The 19,848-nt window shown below is 42.9% G+C and carries 16 protein-coding genes; 10 read left to right on the forward strand and 6 right to left on the reverse strand.

What is annotated here, in order from left to right; genetic code table 11:
- Positions 1–15: 15 nt before the first annotated feature.
- From pta to RCH20_RS05655, 7 genes are all read left to right on the forward strand, one after another.
- Positions 16–2,163, forward strand: coding sequence for a phosphate acetyltransferase (gene pta, locus RCH20_RS05625; protein WP_327192874.1), 2,148 nt, complete (start codon positions 16–18; stop codon positions 2,161–2,163).
- Positions 2,164–2,691: 528 nt separating this feature from the next.
- The gene (locus RCH20_RS05630; protein ID WP_327192875.1) at positions 2,692–3,612 is read left to right on the forward strand and encodes a nicotinate-nicotinamide nucleotide adenylyltransferase; all 921 of its coding nucleotides are present in this window, start codon (positions 2,692–2,694) and stop codon (positions 3,610–3,612) included.
- A gap of 123 nt (positions 3,613–3,735) precedes the next feature.
- Positions 3,736–4,149 carry a ribosome silencing factor gene (rsfS, locus tag RCH20_RS05635; RefSeq protein WP_209955656.1) on the forward strand — a complete coding sequence of 138 codons (414 nt, stop codon included), beginning with the start codon at positions 3,736–3,738 and terminating at the stop codon, positions 4,147–4,149.
- 242 nt (positions 4,150–4,391) lie between these two features.
- Entirely contained in the window at positions 4,392–5,213 is an 822-nt protein-coding gene (locus RCH20_RS05640; RefSeq protein ID WP_327192876.1) for an MOSC domain-containing protein, read from the forward strand.
- Between the two features lie 61 nt (positions 5,214–5,274).
- The gene (locus tag RCH20_RS05645; protein WP_209955662.1) at positions 5,275–6,144 is read left to right on the forward strand and encodes an N-acetylmuramoyl-L-alanine amidase; all 870 of its coding nucleotides are present in this window, start codon (positions 5,275–5,277) and stop codon (positions 6,142–6,144) included.
- 136 nt (positions 6,145–6,280) lie between these two features.
- Positions 6,281–7,024, forward strand: a complete 744-nt coding sequence (locus RCH20_RS05650; RefSeq protein ID WP_327192877.1) for a type 1 glutamine amidotransferase — start codon at positions 6,281–6,283, stop codon at positions 7,022–7,024.
- Between the two features lie 19 nt (positions 7,025–7,043).
- Positions 7,044–7,232: a hypothetical protein gene (locus RCH20_RS05655; RefSeq protein WP_327192878.1), complete on the forward strand. Its 189-nt coding sequence runs from the start codon at positions 7,044–7,046 to the stop codon at positions 7,230–7,232.
- A gap of 147 nt (positions 7,233–7,379) precedes the next feature.
- Here the strand turns inward: RCH20_RS05655 and RCH20_RS05660 are convergent, their stop codons facing one another.
- The 3 genes from RCH20_RS05660 to RCH20_RS05670 form a co-directional block, all read right to left on the reverse strand.
- Positions 7,380–8,507, reverse strand: a complete 1,128-nt coding sequence (locus RCH20_RS05660) for a RelA/SpoT domain-containing protein (protein ID WP_327192903.1) — start codon at positions 8,505–8,507, stop codon at positions 7,380–7,382.
- A 10-nt stretch (positions 8,508–8,517) separates the two neighbouring features.
- Positions 8,518–8,961: a Panacea domain-containing protein gene (locus RCH20_RS05665; RefSeq protein WP_327192879.1), complete on the reverse strand. Its 444-nt coding sequence runs from the start codon at positions 8,959–8,961 to the stop codon at positions 8,518–8,520.
- Between the two features lie 562 nt (positions 8,962–9,523).
- The gene (locus RCH20_RS05670; RefSeq protein ID WP_442793101.1) at positions 9,524–9,766 is read right to left on the reverse strand and encodes a phosphoribosylformylglycinamidine synthase subunit PurQ; all 243 of its coding nucleotides are present in this window, start codon (positions 9,764–9,766) and stop codon (positions 9,524–9,526) included.
- Between the two features lie 166 nt (positions 9,767–9,932).
- On the opposite strand from RCH20_RS05670, the gene kbl reads away from it, so the two are divergent.
- Both kbl and tdh read left to right on the forward strand, forming a co-directional pair.
- Positions 9,933–11,123 carry a glycine C-acetyltransferase gene (gene kbl / locus RCH20_RS05675; protein WP_327192881.1) on the forward strand — a complete coding sequence of 397 codons (1,191 nt, stop codon included), beginning with the start codon at positions 9,933–9,935 and terminating at the stop codon, positions 11,121–11,123.
- A gap of 66 nt (positions 11,124–11,189) precedes the next feature.
- Positions 11,190–12,215 (forward strand): L-threonine 3-dehydrogenase, encoded by a 1,026-nt coding sequence (gene tdh, locus RCH20_RS05680; RefSeq protein ID WP_209955677.1) that lies wholly within the window; start codon positions 11,190–11,192, stop codon positions 12,213–12,215.
- Positions 12,216–12,585: 370 nt separating this feature from the next.
- On the opposite strand, the gene purL is transcribed toward tdh, so the two are convergent.
- Positions 12,586–16,626, reverse strand: a complete 4,041-nt coding sequence (purL, locus tag RCH20_RS05685) for a phosphoribosylformylglycinamidine synthase (RefSeq protein ID WP_327192882.1) — start codon at positions 16,624–16,626, stop codon at positions 12,586–12,588.
- Between the two features lie 448 nt (positions 16,627–17,074).
- Between purL and RCH20_RS05690 the strand changes: the two genes are divergently transcribed.
- Positions 17,075–17,569, forward strand: coding sequence for a pyridoxamine 5'-phosphate oxidase family protein (locus tag RCH20_RS05690; protein ID WP_327192883.1), 495 nt, complete (start codon positions 17,075–17,077; stop codon positions 17,567–17,569).
- A gap of 323 nt (positions 17,570–17,892) precedes the next feature.
- On the opposite strand, the gene RCH20_RS05695 is transcribed toward RCH20_RS05690, so the two are convergent.
- Both RCH20_RS05695 and pgsA read right to left on the reverse strand, forming a co-directional pair.
- Positions 17,893–18,483: a DsbA family oxidoreductase gene (locus tag RCH20_RS05695; protein WP_327192884.1), complete on the reverse strand. Its 591-nt coding sequence runs from the start codon at positions 18,481–18,483 to the stop codon at positions 17,893–17,895.
- 214 nt (positions 18,484–18,697) lie between these two features.
- Complete coding sequence (gene pgsA / locus RCH20_RS05700) at positions 18,698–19,360, reverse strand: CDP-diacylglycerol--glycerol-3-phosphate 3-phosphatidyltransferase (protein ID WP_209955685.1); 663 nt, start codon at positions 19,358–19,360, stop codon at positions 18,698–18,700.
- Between the last annotated feature and the right edge of the window lie 488 nt (positions 19,361–19,848).

Below are 19,848 nucleotides of genomic sequence, written 5' to 3' on the forward strand. Positions count from 1 at the left end.
ATCGTAGGATACGCTATGCAAACCATTTTACTTGTTCCTATCAGTCGTGGTATCGGTGTGACGTCAGCAGCGCTCGGACTGATTCGAGCATTCGATTATAACGGCATCAAAGCCGGCTTTATGAAGCCGTTTTTGCAAGATGATACGCTAGATAAACAGAATAGCTTAGACAGCTCAAGCGCGCTAATCATGCAAGCATTTGGCCTCATACCGCCTAAATCTATCAACCGTCAGCGTGTTGAACGCATGATTGGCGATGGCAACCTTGATGACTTGATGGAAGAAGTGGTTATCAACTACCATACCATCGGCGATGACCACGATATCGTGATTTGTGAAGGCTTAGTGCCCACCACTGAGGCGTCTTATGCCTCGCAAATCAACCGCGCTATTGCCCATGCCTTAGATGCCAAGATTATCTTTGTCAGCACGGTCGATACCAAAAATCCAGCGCACTTAGTAGACAAGCTTGACGTGCACGCTCGTGAATTTGGCGGTATGGCCAATGAACGCACCTTAGGTTGCGTCTTGATGCGCGTACATGATGTGCCCAATACTTTTGAAAACCAACCCGTTGCTCCTGGTGAAGCCGTGGTCAGCTTAGACCAAGGCTTTATGCAAGAAGTCCAACGTCTGTCGCCCTATTTTAATACCGAACAGTTTCGCTTAATTGGGGTGGTGCCATTTAGCGAGTCGCTATCAGTCCCGCGTACTTGGGATATTGCCGCTGAGCTTGACGCCACTTGGCTCAACGTTGGTGAAGCAAAAACGCGCCGTATCAACCACATTAGCTTAACCGCTCGTTCAGTCGCGCGCATCGATGAAGTATTCAAACGCGGCACGCTTATCGTGGTTCCTGGTGACCGTGATGATTTATTACTAGCCGCAGCGCTGGCCTGTATTAATGGTATTCCTCTCGCCGGCTTGGTATTAACCGGCGGTGTGGCCCCTAATGCTACCGTAGCAGAATTGTGGCAATCAGCACTCAAAACCGGCATCCCAGTAATGAGTGTCGAGACCGATAGTTTTGAAACCGTACAAAGTCTCATGCATATGAGCGCCGAAATACCGAGTGATGATATTGAACGTGCGCAAGAAGTGACCCGTTATGTGGCTGCTCACTTGGATCTTAGCTGGATCAAATCGTATTTCAGTGCCGATCACAAGCCGCGCCTATCACCATCAGCATTCCGTCATCAAGTGGTCAAAAAAGCTCAAAACGCTAACAAACGTATCGTATTACCAGAAGGTGCTGAGCCGCGTACGGTAGAAGCAGCCTGTATCTGCCAAAGTCGTGGTATCGCTAACTGTGTATTGCTGGCTAAGCGTGCAGACGTCGAGCAAGTTGCCAAAAACCGTGATTTAATCTTGCCAGAAGGGCTTGAGATTCTAGATCCTGACACCCTCGATATGAGCAAATATATCGCTGCGGTAGTTGAACGCCGTAAAGGCAAAACCACTGATATTGTCGCCGCTGAAAAACTTAAAGATACGGTCTTTTTGGGCACGATGATGCTACAGATGGACGAAGTTGATGGTTTGGTCTCTGGGGCTATCCATACCACAGCGAGTACGGTACTCCCAGCCTTTCAGTTGATTAAGACCGCACCGCAATATTCCTTGGTGTCCTCTATCTTCTTTATGCTATTGCCTGAGCAAGTCGTGGTCTATGGTGACTGCGCTATTAACCCTGACCCTACCGCTGAAGAGCTAGCTGAGATTGCCATTCAATCGGCCCAATCAGCGGCCGCCTTTGGTATCGATCCAAAAGTTGCTATGATTAGCTATTCAACGGGCTCATCAGGAACTGGTGCTGATGTCGAAAAAGTTACTCGTGCCACTCAAATCGTTCGCGAACGTGAGCCCACTCTAGCTGTTGATGGTCCTTTACAATATGACGCGGCCTCAGTCATGAGCGTCGGCAAACAAAAAGCGCCCGACTCGCCAGTTGCCGGTCAAGCCAACGTGTTTATCTTCCCTGATCTCAATACCGGTAACACCACTTATAAAGCCGTTCAACGGAGCGCCAACGTCATTAGTGTCGGCCCCATGCTACAAGGTTTGAATAAACCGGTGAACGATTTATCACGTGGCGCACTGGTCGATGATATTATTTATACCATCGCGCTGACTGCAATCCAAGCTCATAGCGACGCTATTTAGTATATGTCCTGCTAAGTTTTTGGCTTAACGTTTATAAGCTATATGTCTGATTATTAAGTTATCTAGCCAACCATCATACGCTTATGATAGTTGGCTTTTTAATGTGTTTTTTTACATCAAAAATGGTGTTAGGTTTGTGAAAATCAAAGACAATTGGACAATTTAGCTCAAGGGAAACCATAAACAGGCTTTGCGACTCTGACAGTGTTCGCTTACTTTTTGATATTAGTATTATAGTCAATTCTAAATAAAACCGATGCGTTAATAACCACGTGCTACTGGTATAAACTTTCCTTGCGTACTACTAAACAGAGGCTGCGAAAAATTCATCTCAGTAGCACTGTATTAGTTTTAAAGTGAATCAACTAGAGTATTGCTATCAACTGATGACAAGTACATGCAGGCACTCTACAATAGCGCTGAATAGATCTATTGATTCGTACTTTTTAAACTCAGTTAAACCCAGCTTTTTAGTCCGTACTTTTTAAGCAGTACTTTAACCAACCACTCTATTCAGCCAATTTGCCTATGTTAGTTACTCCTTCCGATACAGACCTTAACTCTGTTAAAAATGCCCCTAGATCTGCTATCCGTGCCTATTTGGGTGGCTCGTTTGATCCAGTACATAACGGTCATATGCAGATGGCAATGCACGTTTATCAGTGCTTACTTCCTATCGCCGAGCAGCAACAGCGCGCGTTATACGTGTCATTACTACCTAACGCCCGTTCTCCTTTTAAGCAACAAAGTATTGATCCTGCACACCGGCTAGCAATGTTAGAGTTAGCCACGCAAGACACGCCACTACAGATAAATGAGCTTGAGCTATGGCAAAAGCCGCCGGTATATACCATTGATAGTGTGCACACGCTACGGCAACGCTACCCTAACGACTGTCTAATATTTATTATGGGAATGGACAGCGCACGTAGCTTGGAGAAGTGGAAAGATGGTCTGCAATTAACAGATTATGTACACCTATGGCTATTTGACCGTGATGAGAACCTTGCTAATGATCATATTAATAAGCCTGACATCTCTCCACAAGCCCTCTCAATTGATCAAAATGATAACAAGCAAAATCTGTCTACCCAAAATCTTGCTAATTTATATGTTGAACTACCACCTCAACTACAGGCGCAAATTACCAAAAACCCGATAGACTTAACGCAGCTATTGAGTGACTGTTTGGAAAGAAGCAAATTCTTGAAAAACAGCCCACGCTTGAAAGATAGTGCTCTAGGACGCATTTATATAGACTCACGATCAGTCATGGCAATATCGAGTACAGACATACGCCAACAATTACGTGAGCCACTATTTGAACAGCTACCAACAAATGACTTTATTGCTAGTAATAAGCCCAATAACCTCGCCCATTTACTAAATCCTACGGTTTATCAATATATTATCGCCCATCAGCTATATTCTGCTGCTCAATTCCGTTAAAATTGCCTTATTGTTGTCATTTTGCAGATAGCATCGCTATATATGGCTTGCTAGCCGTTAAAAAATGACCATTTAACCCTTTATTTTAATTATCGTTAATGACGATTCAAGAGACTAATATTTATGATTACTACCATGACTGACGAACGCTTAGAAGAATGCTTAGCACTGGTCAAAACTGCCCTAGAAGATATGAAAGCCAAGAACATCACTGTCCTTAATGTTGAAAAACTAACCGACGTAATGGAGCGTATCGTTATCGCTGACGGTACCTCTAAACGTCATGTACGTGCAATGGCTGATAGTGTTGGTGCTGAAGCCAAAGAAGCTGACTTTATGCCACTTGGCCGCGAAGGTGGTGCTGATTCTGACTGGACTTTGATTGATTTGGGTGCCGTCGTCGTTCATATGATGACCCCACAAGCACGCGAGTTTTATGACTTAGAAGGTCTGTGGTCATCTCCTGAACAGCTGGCTGAGCTGGTCGCAGTACCACGTGAAAAGAAAACAGCCGGTCGCCGTAATAAAAATAAATAAGACTGCTTGTTAAAGTGACACTCTATTAAAACTGTGGTGTCAGACCAAAAAGGCCAGATTAATTCTTTGGCCTTTTTTTCGTTCAAATTTTGAGAACCTTAAGGCTATAAACACGCGAGCGATTACGCTACTATAATGTCAGTCGCCAAACAGTATTTGCCTATCAAAGCTATGCTTGAAGGCTATTTTTTAGAGCTATTTTTTAGAGCTTCTCTTAAAGGCTACCCTCTATAGGACATCCCATGAGCGCAGAAACAATCAAACCACTCACCCAAGAAGTTAAAACTGACTTCAATCAAGCCTTACCTGTGCATATCGCGACCTTAATTGACGTTCGTGCAGGCAAGGCGATGCCGTTTACTCGTGAACAAATGAGCGCGATTGATAAAGCACCGATCAAAGCGCCCGTTACCGTCAACTTTATGGGATTGACTACTGATGAACAAGCCGATCGCCGACATCATGGCGGCCCGCTAAAAGCGGTGCATCAGATGCCTACGGCTACTTACGAGCAGATTAACGCAGAGTTTAACCTCAATGTCCGTATCGGTACCTTAGGAGAAAACCTCATTACCGAACCCGTTAATGGTTTACCTGATATGGATGAAAGCACGGTATGTATTGGCGATGTTTTTCAATATGGTGGGCAATATGGTGGGCAATATGGTGGGCAATATGGCGATGAGCAATCTAGTAATGAACAAGTCACTGACAATGCTCAAGATACCAGTGTGCAGTTACGACTCGTGCAACCGCGTAGACCTTGCTACAAAATTAATGACCAAATTGGGCAATTTACTAAAGTGCCTAACATTGCATCATGGATTACCTCGCAAGGCATCGCAGGATGGTATTTTGAAGTGGTGCGTGATGGCATGATTGCTGCCGATTTACCCATATATTTGATCGAGCGCCCTTATCCATTCGCTACTCTTGAAAAACTTTGGCAGCTTTCTAATTCAAAAGAGACATTCGATATCAAGGTTATAAAACCTTGGTTGGAAATTGAGTGCTTAGAGGAGAGCTGGAAGGTGGTGATTAGGAAGAAGATTAAGAAGGATTAAATATAGAGCACTAAAAAATTATTTAAATTTTCATATTCCTTGTTTCTATACAGAGCATTTCATGGCAAAAAACATTACCTCTTTAGCGCTAGCCTTATGTATGACATTGCCACTGATTGGCTGCGTATCAACCACAGAGCCACGTTACATTATTGATAGTAACACTTATCAAGCGACTGGCAAAAGTGAGCGGATTAAATTTATCATCTTGCACTATACCGTCGGCGATAATGAGCGGTCATTAAAGCAATTGACCACTGGTAATGTGAGCGCACATTATCTTATTTTGAATAATGACGACGATAAAATTTATAATCTAGTGTCTGAAAGTGAACGCGCTTGGCATGCGGGTGATGGCGGGTTTGCGGGGAGAACCATCTTAAACGATACGTCTATCGGCATAGAGATTGTCAATGATGGGATTAAACCAGAGTATAGGAAGGCACTTAAACGAGGCGTCCAAGACTACCATCCTTACGAGCACTATGTAGAATTTGAAGAGATACAGATTAAGAAAGTCGCCCAACTGGTACAAGATTTGGCATTGAGATATGACATCTCACCAAAGAATATTATTGGTCATTCCGATATGGCGCCCTCGCGCAAAATCGACCCGGGTGCTAAGTTTCCTTGGCAAAGGCTGTATGAGCAGTACGGTATTGGTGCATGGTATGACGAGCAGGATAAGCAATTGTTTATGAATCAAGACGAGTTTGCAGCAGCAAGCGTTCAGGAGATAAAGCAAGAATTTAGAGAGTATGGTTATCGAATCAATGATACAGACGTGTGGGACAAAAAAAGCCACGATGTTATTTATGCCTTTCAACTGCATTTCAGCCCGCAGCATTTAACCGCGACCATGGATTTAGAAACTTATGCTGTTTTAAAGGCATTGAATAAGAAGTATGCTGGTACCGATAATTTTTATTGAGTGGCGTTGGGTTTGTTAGTTTTACCAAATTCTAGTAGAGAATGCAGACAAGACCTAAACCACCCTAGGCTATTAATAAGACATTTCTAATCATAAGTTGTTTCTATTAAAAATTACTTCTATTAAAAGGTATCCCATGGCTTTACGCATCCACGCCTTATTTCATACGGATTATGAAGAACTTAGTTTCATCAAGCGGTGGGCAAATAATAACCATCATAGGATGAGTTACACTCGGTCTTACCATAATGATTTATTGCCAAAGCCAGATAGTTTTGATTGGCTAATAGTGATGGGTGGGCCAATGAGTGTCCATGATGATGAAAAATATCCTTGGTTAATCGATGAAAAACGTTTGATTAAGCAAAGTATTGATAATGGAAAAACAGTTATCGGCGTTTGTTTGGGTGCCCAGCTTATCGCGCATTGTTTGGGTGCTACCATCCAGCCAGCTAGGGTAAAAGAGATTGGTTGGCTGCCAATTCAGTTGACGCAAGAAGGTCAGTCACATCCTTTATTACGAGATTTGCCAAAGCAAGCTTTTAGCGTCTTTCATTGGCACGGTGATGGTTTTGACTGTCCACAAGGCGCAACCGCTATCGCCACTTCGGAAGCGTGGGCCAACCAAGGTTTCATTTATCAAACACCGCTACATAAAGAGCTTGGCACTTGGGTTATGGGCTGGCAGTGTCACTTTGAAGTGACCAAAGAAAGTATCGTCAAGATGGTAGCGAATGGACATGATGCTATACAGAGTGGACTTACTAACTATCCCAAAACGGTACAATCAGCTGATAAGATAATAGAGCTTGGTAATAAGTATATTGAAGACAATAACGCAAGGTTAGCAGCCATGCTCAATCGCATAGCAGATAACTAAATAGTAAGGAAAATAAACCATGAGTAACTCGCAACAAGACGATCTTGAGAAGTATTTAGAAGAAAAAGCCAAACAAGTGCAAGAAAAAGAGCAGGAATCTGAGCCGCTCTCTGCGTATGATGCTTGTGTACTGAGAGAAAATACTAAGATTCACGAGTTGATAGCTGAGGCTCAAAAAGAGGCTGAAGACCTTTCAGAGGATGATTAGTTGGAGAGAAGTATTCTTTAAACGAGGGTTCCACATTAATTTGCCTTAAGTCGAGCAAATACCACACTGCTTATCAATAAATTGCGTCGGATAAGTTGGTTTTATTAATTTTCTGCGAAAAATGGGGTAAAATGCAATCTACTCTAATTATGAATATTTCGTTAAAAGTTCAGTATATCTACTGATAAAATCATTACTATCTAAAAAATAGTTCGGATAGGCTTCTTTAATGTTGTTAACATCATCTACAGACACCAAGACAACATCAAACATATCGCTTCCTTGATAAGTCTGCTCTAATCGCACATAGTCTTCATTAGCATCGCGTTCATCGTTATACGGAAGAATTACTGTCTCACGAGTATGTAAGTCTAATTGTATTAGATAATACTTTGCTTCAATATTTTTCTTAAGTGAAGGTATAGAGTTAATACCCCTTAACATTTCAATAATTTGTAACTCTTTGTCCAATTTATTTAACCTAGCACATACTTCTGATGGAGTTAACTCTGCATAGATGGCAACAATAGGAGTGCCTTCTTCCATTGAAAACAGAACACTTGATAACAGTAGAAAATGTAGATAATTTTCGTCCCCTTGTCCTGATTTAAATGAAACATGCTTTAAAGACCCAAGTATTTCTACGACAGTCGCCCACTCATGCTGAATTTTAGTCCGAATTTGTAGTTCTAGTCTAACGTAATTGTTTCCATCAGTTTTGCATTTGAATATTTGATGTATGCCTCTATAACCATCAGACTTCGGTTCTAGAATATAATTTGTAGTGTGAAAGTCATCGAAAACGCAGTCAGCATTAATTATTTCGCAATTACTATTGTTATCTAAAAACTGATTTAAAGCCTCTATATTAGGTAAAGTAACTCTTATACCGACTACATCATCCATTTGCGCCAGTCTCATTGTTGGCTGTCTTACTAACTTATTAGCTATAGACTCTAATCTTTTTGAACGAGAAGAAACAATACTTTGTTCAAAGATTTGCAAACGGTTTAACTTACTCTCTAATAAAGAAGAAAAAACTTTTAGATTTGGAATATGATTTTCTCGGTACTGTTTAAGTACAAGTAGTGCTTCTCTAAACTCTTCTTCATTTATAGTTTTTATACCAGTTAACTTTAATTCTTTCATATAAGAACGTATGACATTGCCAGATTTTGTGATGGCACCATTAGAAATAAAAAAAGAGAGTGGCGTTTCTTGATTAACGTCAATCTCTTCAATATTTTTAAAAGTTGTTTTTATACCTAAGGCCATAGTCACACTATCACACTTTGCCTTCACTCATTTCTTGAAAGTTGATGAGCGTGCCCACCTTTCCTTTTGACCATGCAGTTTCTGGCTGATGTGTCATCCAAGACAGTTGAGTACCACTATAGTCGCCATAAGCATTAATTATTTGCTCTAGAAATTGGGTTACTTGGTAATCATTGGAATCTATTGTCTGACATTCACTCCACATGCTGGAGCCAAGTTTATCAATACTTTTAGCCCCAAAACTTTTAAACTCATGGTAAATTTCGGGCAAAACAGGGCCGTACTGCCATCGCTCAAAATATCCATCGAATAAAGCACTATCGTTTGATTTTAAGTACCAGGATTGAGCAAAAAACATTAACTTTTGCAACTTCATTGGAGTTAAGTTATTAGTTTTCCCATTATTTGATTGTTCAATAAAAGCATTTGCAATAGCAATAGCTGAATATTTCATAATAACCTCCTTAGGTTGGTTAGTGAGTGTTTAAAAGAAAAAGATGATAAAAAACTTGAGGTGTATATATTTTAAGATATGCTAGATTAGCAAGAAAATACATTTAAGAAGTGTAAAGTAAGCTAATAAAACTAATAGAACGATTCCTACTGTACTGTTTTTAAATTAGCTGAACAGTATATCATAAATACCTTATAGACAGCTAGGTTCTATGTGGAGGTTGAACCCTTCAAATTTGAAGGGATAACTAAAGACTCATGTTCTTTCAAAGAAATAGTTCTTTATCACTATAGATATTTATATTGGTAAGTACCTTATGTCACCACCAGCCTTATCGTAGCAGATAGACTTTGCTTTGGGACTTTACTAGGAGCAAGAAATAATGCCCCCTTTAAGAAGGTTTTCACTTGCGGAGCTAAAATTGCAGTGCAATTTTTTAACGCTTCTCAGGATTAGCTCCCCTACTTTAAAAAACATCCAAAATCTAAACACAAAAAAGGGTGAGCCAAAGCCCACCCTTTTTATGTCTAAAACAATAATCTAAAACAACTTAGCCTATATCTTAACGAACCCAAGCCCGCGCATTATGGAACATTCGCATCCATGCGCTATCTTCGTCCCATTCTTCTGATTTCCAGCTATGATTGTACGCGCGTAGCGTACGCTCAGGATGTGGCATCATGATGGTGACGCGACCATCGGTGCTACACAGACCCGTGACACCGCCGACCGAACCGTTTGGATTGAGCGAATTTTTGTCTTTAATGGTGGCTGCCATGACCGTCTTAGCGACTTTTATCGGTATAGGTCGAGCTAAGTGATTTTAGTTGTATTGAAAACTCGTAAGTTGGATGGATGTTACTTACCAGCTATTTAAGCTACTTATTGCGATGGGCTAATGATAAAATTACTGCTTACGGGGTTATAGATATTATCAAACAGACCCCAATAATATTAAACAAGGAATCTTTATGTATCAAGCTTTTCAGAAGCATCTACAGCAAGAAATCAGCGATATACGCGCGGCAGGACTGTATAAAACCGAACGCATTATCACCTCCCCGCAAAATGCGCTAATCAAGATCGCCGATGGCCGTGAGGTGCTTAACTTCTGTGCCAATAATTACCTTGGATTGTCTGACCACCCTGAGATTAAAAAGGCGGCTATCCAAGCCATTGAAGACTCAGGTTACGGTATGTCATCAGTGCGTTTTATTTGTGGTACGCAAGATTTGCATAAGCAATTAGAGGCGGCGATCTCTAAGTTTTTTAATACCGAAGATACGATTCTTTATGCGGCCTGTTTCGATGCCAATGGCGGTGCGTTTGAGCCCCTGCTGACCGTTGAGGATGCCATTATTTCTGATTCGTTAAATCATGCCTCAATCATTGATGGTGTGCGCCTGTGTAAAGCCGCGCGTTACCGCTATGCCAGTGCAGATATGCAAGATTTAGAGACTCAATTACAAGCGGCGCAAGCACAGCGTTTTCGTTTAATTGTCACCGATGCCGTGTTTTCAATGGATGGTAATGTGGCGCCAATGGATGAGATTTATGCGTTGGCACAAAAATATGATGCCATGGTGATGATTGACGAGTGTCATTCAGCAGGCGTCGTCGGTCGCACTGGTGGCGGCGTGACTGAATTGTTTAATCTACGTGGTGATATTGAGCTTATCACTGGTACCTTAGGCAAGGCATTTGGCGGTGCTATTGGCGGCTTTACTACGGGTAAAAAAGAAATGATTGAGATATTGCGTCAACGCTCACGCCCGTATCTGTTTTCAAACTCCATTCCTCCCATGATAGCTGCTGCTGGGTTAAAAGCGTTTGAGATGCTAGCGCAAGACAATACCCTACAAGACCAATTGCATGAAAATACCGCCTATTTCGTTAAGCAAATGCAAGATGCGGGCTTCGATATCAAGCCCACCCAATCAGCGATTTGTGCGGTTATGCTTTATGATGCCACTGTCTCCCAACAAATGGCAGATGCGCTACTTTGCGAGGGCATTTATGTGATTGGTTTCTTCTACCCTGTCGTACCCAAAGACGAGGCTCGCATTCGTGTCCAGCTCTCTGCCGCCCATACTCGCGAGCAGCTAGACCAGTGTATCGCCGCCTTTATCAAAGTCGCCAAGCAAATGAAAGTGATTAATTAAGAATAATTCGGTATTTACTTACTGGATTCAACAATAAAGTGCAACGCCGCTAAATAAGAGAAAAATATGAAAGCACTGGTTAAAGCCTATGACAAAAAAGGCATCTGGATGCAAGACATGCCAGAACCTACGGTCGGCATCAATGACGTTAAAATAAAAATTAAAAAAACCGCCATTTGTGGTACAGATTTGCACATTTATAAGTGGGATGAGTGGTCACAAAAAACCATAAAGACGCCGATGATTATTGGACATGAATACGTCGGTGTCATTAGCGAAATAGGCGATGGTGTGCAGCATTTTGAAGTGGGTGACCGAGTCACAGGCGAAGGTCATATCGCTTGCGGGCATTGCCGCAACTGCCGCCGTGGTAAGCTACATGTGTGCGAAAATACCATAGGCGTTGGCGTGAACCGCGATGGCTCGTTTGCCGAATATTTGGTGATACCTGCCGATAATGCCATAACACTCGATGAGCGTATCAGCGATGAGATGGCAGCCATTATGGACCCCTTTGGCAATGCCACTCATACTGCCTTATCCTTTCCTGTACTTGGTGAGGATGTGCTGATTACGGGTGCGGGGCTGATTGGTTCAATGGCAACGGCGATTTGTCGTTTCGCAGGGGCACGTAATATTGTGGCGAGCGATATCAGTGATTATCGTTTGGAGCTTGCCAAAAAAATGGGCGCGACTATGACCGTCAACCCAGCCAAAGGTGAAACCATCGAAGGTGCCATTGCTGAGTTAAAAATGCATGGCTTTGATATTGGGCTTGAGATGTCAGGCTCGCCTCAGGCCTTTGATTCGATGATTAGTAACATGTATAACGGCTCTAAGATCTCTCTGTTGGGCATTTTGCCTAACACCACCACGGTGGATTGGAGCAAGATTATTTTCAAGGCGTTAACCCTAAAGGGTATTTATGGGCGTGAGATGTGGGAAACTTGGTATCAGATGGAGCAAATGCTGATTAGCGGTATTGATTTGTCGCCAATCATTACCCATCGCATGCACATTGATGACTTTCAAGAAGGCTTTGATATCATGGAAAGTGGGCAATGCGGTAAGGTGATTTTAAGCTGGGATTGATTTTAGCGAGTTTTGAAAGTAACGAATGTGAGTGACTAATGTAAGTGAATAAATTACGATCTCGTAGGCTGCTTACAACGCACTATTAGTATTAAATTTTTACTAAATGGTTATTCGGAGGCGTGGTTTAGCCGTGACTGTAGCGGTATCCTGTTAGTTTGGGTGAGTTGCGGTGGCTAGGTTTTGGGGTGTCGACGCGGAGCAAGCGACGACCCAAACTGTAGCCAGCGCCTCACCCAGACTGGCAGATACAAGCGGAAGGCGGGAATCAACTCCCCTACTTTAAAAACCAAATCCCAAACACAAAAAAGGTGAGCCTAAGCCCACCTTTTTTTATTATCTAAAACAGCTCAAATAATCTTAACGAAACCTATCTTACCCACGCCCGCGCATTACGGAACATCCGCATCCACGCGCCATCTTCATCCCAGACAGCCGGTTTCCAGCTGTGATTGTACGCGCGTAGCGTACGCTCAGGATGCGGCATCATGATGGTGACGCGACCGTCGGTGCTACAAAGACCCGTGACACCGCCGACCGAACCGTTTGGATTGAGCGGATACGTCTCAGTTGGCTGACCTTGGCTGTCTACGTAACGCATGGCAAGTTGACCATGCTTAGCCATACCGTCAATTTCTGTGGCATTAAGCGTGGCAAAGCCTTCGCCATGCGCAACTGCAATCGGTAGGATACTGTCTTGCATACCTTTAAATAATACCGACTTGGTGCGCTCAACTTTTACGTTGACCGTACGCGCTTCGAAGCGAGCCGATTTATTCGCGATAAAGCGTGGGAAGTTCTCAGCACCAGGGATCAAGTCTTTTAACTGCGCCATCATCTGGCAACCGTTACAGACGCCCAGGGTAAAGGTTTCTGGACGGGCAAAGAAGCGGACAAACTGCATGCGTAAGTCGTCATGGAACAAGATAGAGTTCGCCCAGCCTGAGCCTGCGCCCAATACGTCACCATAGCTGAAGCCACCACAAGTCACTAACCCTTCGAAGTCGCGTAGATTAATACGACCTTTGAGCAAGTCGCTCATGTGCACGTCTACTGCTTCAAAGCCGGCTTGGGTAAAGCCAGCGGCCATTTCTAACTGACCATTGACGCCTTGTTCCCGTAAGATAGCCACTTTTGGTTTATTGGCACGACTATTAAGGTAAGGGGCTTCAATCGCTTGGCTCAAGTCAAAGTTTGGCGTGGCAATCAGACCTTGATGGCGGCTATCAGTAATCAAGTCGTATTCTTGTTGCACACAAGCAGGATTGTCACGGCGACGGGCGATTTGATAGCTGACCTGACTCCACTCTTGCTGTAACTTACCACGGCTAAAGCGTAGCGTATCATCGCCCATCATTGTTGGGGTCTGGATCAGCAGGCTTTCTTCCTCTACGCTTTGACCAACTAGGCTGAGCATATCGCTGACATTAAACTCTTCTGCCAATTGCATCAATGCTGGCACGTCTTCAGGCATCACTTGAATAACTGCGCCTAGCTCTTCACTGAATAATTGACCTAACAAATTATCATCGGTCAATGACAGCTTGATACCTTGGCGACTGGTAAATTGCATCTCAGCGATAGTTGCTAATAAGCCACCATCACCGATATCGTGATAGGCACTGATAACGTCTTGCGCGTTACCCGCTTGGATAAAGTTAAAGAAATCAACCAAGTCGCTAGGTTGCGCTAAATCTGGGCAGTCATTGCCTAATTGGCTCAACGTTTGCGCAAGGATTGAACCGCCTAAACGCAATTTTCCTTTAGATAAATCAATCCGATAAAACGCACTATCACCATTGATAAGTTCAGGGGTTAGGGTTTGGGCAACATCGATAACTGGCGCAAACGCAGTAATGACCAAGCTCATTGGCGAGACTACTGACTTGTCTTGTGAACCTGATTCTACATCCTTATCCGTCCAGTTGGCACGCATAGATAGCGAGTCTTTACCGACTGGAATAGCAATACCTAACGCTGGGCATAACTCTTCACCAATTGCATGAACCGCGTCAAACAATGCTTCATCTTCCGCGTCATCACCACAAGCCGCCATCCAGTTTGCCGACATGGTGATATCTGATAACTGGGCAATACGTGCGCCAGCAATGTTGGTAATGGCTTCACCCACTGCCAATCGTGCAGAAGCGGTTGGGCTAATAAGTGCAACTGGCGTACGCTCACCAACACTCATGGCTTCACCGCTCATCGGTTGCCCATCAAGATTAAGCAAGCCAGATGCCGTTACCGCACAATCTGCGACCGGCACTTGATAGCGACCAACATACTGGTCACGAACCACCATACCAGAGATAGATCGGTCACCAATGCTGATTAAGAACGACTTGCTAGCAACGGTAGGATGACGTAATACATCAGTGATAGATTCGGCTAAATTAACGTCATCCAGCTCTAAGGCTGGCAAAGTTGTCTCTTGACGGCTAAAGTGACGCTTCATCTGCGGCGTGCCACCAAGCAATACTTGCATGGGCATATCGACTGGCTGTTCCGTTAACAATGTATCATCAACGATAAGCTGACGGACATCAGTTGCCGTGCCTAATATCGCATACGGGCAGCGCTCACGGACACAAATCGCATCGAACTGGGCTTCGCTTTCTGGATGAATCGCCAATACATAACGCTCTTGCGCTTCGTTAGACCAAATCGCCATTGGCGACATGCCAGCTTCTAACGATGGAATGCGACGTAGATTGAGATGCGCGCCCATTTCATGGTCATTGACCAATTCTGGCATAGCATTTGATAAGCCGCCTGCGCCCACATCATGAAGAGAAACGATTGGATTACCATCTTTGCCCTTCTTATTAATACTGCTGCTAACGTCAACATCATTACCAGGCTTTTCATTACCAGCTAAGGCCCAGCAACGATCCATCACTTCTTGGCAACGACGTTCCATTTCAGCATTATCACGTTGAACTGAGGCAAAGTCTAAGCCTTCGTCTAATGAACCACTATCGACTGAAGAAGCAGCTCCACCGCCCAAACCGATCTGCATCGCTGGGCCACCAAGGACGATGAGTAAATCACCTTGCTGAATGCTATTTTTTTCAATTAAGTTGCGTTTGATATTGCCATAACCACCTGCCAGCATAATGGGCTTATGATAGCCGCGCATTTGGCTGCCATCTTTGGCCGGTGAAGTATCAAGCTGGAAGCTACGGAAATAACCGCACAAGTTCGGACGACCGAACTCATTAGAGAAGTTGGCGCTACCTAATGGTGCCTCAAGCATAATCTCCAGACTGGTTGCCATACGATCCGGCGTACCATAATCTTGTGTGCTGACTGTACCTGATTGCTCCCATTTCTCCGGCAATTCAGGAATATGCAGATGCGAGACATGAAAGCCAGTCAAGCCTGCTTTTGGTTTACCGCCACGACCGGTTGCGCCTTCGTCACGAATCTCACCACCGGCACCAGTCGCCGCGCCCGCATAAGGAGCAATCGCCGTTGGGTGATTATGAGTTTCAACTTTCATTAAGATATCGATGTTTTCTTGATGGAAGCTATAGGGATGGGCTGAATTTGAATCAGTTGCATTTTCAGGAACTGGATAAAAGCGCCAGCCTTCAGAGCCTGCCATCACTGCGGCGTTGTCTTTATAAGCAGACAAAATACCTTGTGGATTGGCTTTATAAGTATTCTTAATCATTTGGAATAATGATTTGGCTTGGACTTCACCATCAATCGTCCACTGGGCATTAAAGATTTTATGGCGGCAATGCTCTGAGTTGGCCTGCGCGAACATCATTAGCTCAACGTCAGTCGGATTGCGCTGTAGCTCATCGACATACGCATGCATTAAATAGTCAATATCTTCACTAGACAATGCAAAACCAAACTCTGTATTGGCCGATTCTAAAGCTTCGCGCCCTTCCCCTATCACGTCGATATGATTGAGTGATGCTGGCGGTTGGTCGTCAAATAATTTACTGGTCTCTGCTAAATCGTAAACCAAGCTTTGGGTCATACGGTCAAATAATAACTGCTCGGCGACTTTAGGTAGTTTTTCACTAACCTCGCCGTCGACTGTTAGCGTATAAACAATAACTCGCTCAACGCGATTAATTTTAATTTCACAATTATTAAAAATATCAGTCGCTTTGCTTGCCCATGGCGATATCGTACCAAAGCGTGGACCAACAATTACCTGTAATTGCTTGTCTTCTGGCGAAGTAACTTCAGTATTGCCATCAGCCCCTTTATTGATACCCAACAAATCTAATGCCTTTTTATGCTCATCACCGTCTAATTCCCGTGACAGTACATAGACTTGTTGGGTGTTAATTTGGGTGATATTGAGATTGGTTTTTTGCTGAAACTGGCTGATGAGTTGCTGCGTTTGAAAATCGGTCAAAAACGGTTGTCCGGCGATGGTCATCATAAAGGCATATTCCGTGGGATTAGGATAGATTTGGCATCACTGCCATGCAAAGTAAATGGTTTGCACATTATAACAAGAAGCCTCATAAGAAACAGGGTCAAACCGCCATAAATTCATCCTTTATCTGTCTACCTAAGGTTTAATTTTTAGAAAAAATTAAACCTTCACTGTCAATACTAGACGCTTTTAATCCACATCTACATAAAACTATAGTGCGTTTTACCAAACACTTGTGTACCTTACAAACGCTCACATCGTATTACTAGCAAGCTATATAAACCTATGCCCATAACTCGCTATCCTAGATCTAGATGCAAGGCTGCCGCTTACTTGTACTTGTTAAGTTACGTATTAAGAATAAAGTCTTTACTTTAGATTCAAATATTTTCAAACAACGGCAATCAAAGTATTTTAATGTAAGCATTATAATGAATTAGGGATAAACACTATGAGTAGACAAGATCATATCGATAAAATTCAAGAGCTAATAAAAGACATAAAGTTTGCCATGATGAGTACCACTAATAAAAAAGGCGACATTCATGCCTGGCCTATGACCACCACTGAAACCAGTCTCGGAGTAAAAGAGATTTGGTTCATCGGTGATAAAACCTCAGACCTGGTAAAAAATATTCAGGATGACGCTAGAATTGGACTTACTTATGCGAGTCAGGATGCCAAAAACTACGTCTCAATTAGTGGTAATGCCGAATTATCAGATGACAAAGATAAGTTGGAAGAACTGTGGTCACCAATGGATAGTGCCTTTTTTGAACAGGGTAAAGAAGATGAAGATGTTCAACTGATTAAAGTGGTGCCGCATGGCGCAGAGTGTTGGATAAGCGGTAGCTCTACTGTAAACATGTTTAAGATGGCAGTAGCAGCGGCACAAGAAGGCAAAACAGCTAAAGATATCGGTGAGACTTTCTCAGTATCATTATAAATTACTGCTTTTATCAACTAGAATTTTTATAAAGCAATATCACAACAACAGTGACGTAGTGAGAATGGGGTGTCGTCACTAGCCACTAGTAGCTATAATTGACCACTATTAATGTCTAAAAATAGTGTTTCATCTTGAAAGGGGATATAAAGAAATAGTCGATAGCAGACAGAGCAATGTTTTGACTGTAGACGAGTAATATATATAAAATGCCAGTAAGCTTATCGCTACTGGCGTTTTTTTATGCGGGTATAAATATTAAGAATTATAGCGATTCTGAGTTATGAATGAGAAAGCTTTTCAAGGTCAAGACTAGTATCTCTTTAAGCTTCGAGCAGGTCGATTGCCTCGCGCAATTGTGATATAGAGGGGGTTCCGCGAAAGACTTGTTTGCCGACCACGATAGTAGGCACGGAAGTAATTGCCATATCCTCGCGGGCATGACGCAAAGCCTCACGGTGCCGATCAGTATAAATACCATTTTCAAGCGCCTGCCTAGCGTCTTTAGCATTAAGGCCTACATCGGCAGCAAGCGTTACTAGAACTTCAGGATCGCCGATATCAAGATTTTCTTGAAAAAAAGCTCGAAGGACTCGCATCGAATACTCGTGATCCAAACCCTTATCTTGAGCCATCACTAGCAGCTCAAATGCTTTATCTGTTCGCGGTTGCGGCGAAATAGTCGGTAGCTGCATGGATACGCCCAAGCGTTCAGCGAGAGGATAAACTGACTGCTGCCAAATAGTAGGCAGATAAGAATCTTCCGGTCTCAGTGTTGCTACCGGATAAGGGCGCAGCTCGAAGGCGCGCCAATTAATAGAGATGTCCTTGTTACCAATTGCGTCAGCTAGTACCTGTTCACCGAGCATACAAAAGGGACAAACAAAGTCAGAATAGACAGTTATAGAGAGCATTAGCACCTCACTTGATACTTGACTAGGATTTAGACAAATTGTAATAAGGATGTGGGAGCATGTACATCCTTACATTTTCATATTAATTATAAAGAAAACCAATAGGCTTACTGAATCAAATATCTAACGAGAGTGGTTATAAAAACGCTTCACTTATAAAGTGATTATTTACGTAACAGTGCTGATAAGGAAAATAGGCTGAAGTAACCGCTGATTAACCACTTTGCTTAAGATAAGGCCAGGCGGCTTTAAGATAAATGAACATCGACCATAAGGTCAGAATGACCGCGGCTACCATTAAGATATAACCAATCATCTCCAGCGACTCCCAGTTTAGCAGTAGCACAGAAATAGCAATCATTTGAAAGGTAGTTTTAAGTTTACCGACATAAGAGACCGCCACGCTAGTACGGTTGCCCAGTTCTGCCATCCATTCACGCAGCGCAGATACTGCAATCTCACGAGAGATGATCACAATCGCGGCAATCGCCATGATGATGTTAGGGTGCCACTGGACCAAGATAATGAGCGCCGCGGCTACCATGAGCTTGTCAGCGACTGGATCCAAAAATCGCCCAAAGGCTGACATCATATTAAGTTTACGGGCAAAATAACCATCAAGCCAATCAGTAATTGCTGCAATAACAAATATTCCAGTCAACAACAAATGGCGTAGCAGGCTATCGCTAAACTCACTCATCCCCACCCGCGCGATAACATTATCCGAAATCGCAGGCATACCAATACCCATTGCTGGCGGCCAATACGCAATCGCAACAAATAATGGAATCATTAAAATACGCGCGATGGTCAAATTATTGGGCAAATTAAAGATGCTTTTCGTATCTTGTGCTTGCAGGTGTGTGCTCTCAGTCATGACAAAGCCATTTCAATGTAAACGTAAGAATGGTGGTTAGCTTAGCATTTTTCGCTCATGCCGTCATGTGCTCTCTGTATGCACATTGATAATAAGAAAAGCTCAATAAAATAGTGAATTCATTTTTTTAAAACTATTTAAACGTAACGTCATGTAATTTCACTAACGTAATGAGCATAACTTCCGTTATTATAAATAGGAATCAACAACACTTGTACACTAAACTCATTAACAAGCATAAAAAACAGCTGACTTACCAATCTAGGCTCTTTGTTAATTAATAGCGATGAACTACCGACCACCTATAGAGGTGGCGGTTCCTTAGGTAATACCCATACTTGATACGATATTCTGTATCAGAGGTTAGGCAAATTCACTAAGCTAACCCTGTCGCACCGACAGTTTTGAGTGTTACCAGTCTTAATCCCTCGTTTAAGATATTAAGGCTGGCATTGATATCTCGATTATTTTTTTGCAAGCAGCTCGGG

It is taken from the genome of Psychrobacter sp. PL15 (assembly GCF_035984995.1).
In the GTDB taxonomy this organism is placed as follows: domain Bacteria; phylum Pseudomonadota; class Gammaproteobacteria; order Pseudomonadales; family Moraxellaceae; genus Psychrobacter.

What these genes read in the sequence shown, in the direction of transcription:
- tdh (WP_209955677.1), top strand. Translation starts at nt 11,190, where the DNA reads ATGAAAGCACTGGTTAAAGCCTATGACAAAAAAGGCATCTGGATGCAA.
- RCH20_RS05660 (WP_327192903.1), bottom strand. Translation starts at nt 8,507, where the DNA reads ATGGCCTTAGGTATAAAAACAACTTTTAAAAATATTGAAGAGATTGAC.
- RCH20_RS05655 (WP_327192878.1), top strand. Translation starts at nt 7,044, where the DNA reads ATGAGTAACTCGCAACAAGACGATCTTGAGAAGTATTTAGAAGAAAAA.
- pgsA (WP_209955685.1), bottom strand. Translation starts at nt 19,360, where the DNA reads ATGACTGAGAGCACACACCTGCAAGCACAAGATACGAAAAGCATCTTT.
- RCH20_RS05665 (WP_327192879.1), bottom strand. Translation starts at nt 8,961, where the DNA reads ATGAAATATTCAGCTATTGCTATTGCAAATGCTTTTATTGAACAATCA.
- RCH20_RS05645 (WP_209955662.1), top strand. Translation starts at nt 5,275, where the DNA reads ATGGCAAAAAACATTACCTCTTTAGCGCTAGCCTTATGTATGACATTG.
- RCH20_RS05690 (WP_327192883.1), top strand. Translation starts at nt 17,075, where the DNA reads ATGAGTAGACAAGATCATATCGATAAAATTCAAGAGCTAATAAAAGAC.
- pta (WP_327192874.1), top strand. Translation starts at nt 16, where the DNA reads ATGCAAACCATTTTACTTGTTCCTATCAGTCGTGGTATCGGTGTGACG.
- kbl (WP_327192881.1), top strand. Translation starts at nt 9,933, where the DNA reads ATGTATCAAGCTTTTCAGAAGCATCTACAGCAAGAAATCAGCGATATA.
- RCH20_RS05695 (WP_327192884.1), bottom strand. Translation starts at nt 18,483, where the DNA reads ATGCTCTCTATAACTGTCTATTCTGACTTTGTTTGTCCCTTTTGTATG.
- purL (WP_327192882.1), bottom strand. Translation starts at nt 16,626, where the DNA reads ATGATGACCATCGCCGGACAACCGTTTTTGACCGATTTTCAAACGCAG.
- RCH20_RS05650 (WP_327192877.1), top strand. Translation starts at nt 6,281, where the DNA reads ATGGCTTTACGCATCCACGCCTTATTTCATACGGATTATGAAGAACTT.
- RCH20_RS05640 (WP_327192876.1), top strand. Translation starts at nt 4,392, where the DNA reads ATGAGCGCAGAAACAATCAAACCACTCACCCAAGAAGTTAAAACTGAC.
- rsfS (WP_209955656.1), top strand. Translation starts at nt 3,736, where the DNA reads ATGATTACTACCATGACTGACGAACGCTTAGAAGAATGCTTAGCACTG.
- RCH20_RS05630 (WP_327192875.1), top strand. Translation starts at nt 2,692, where the DNA reads ATGTTAGTTACTCCTTCCGATACAGACCTTAACTCTGTTAAAAATGCC.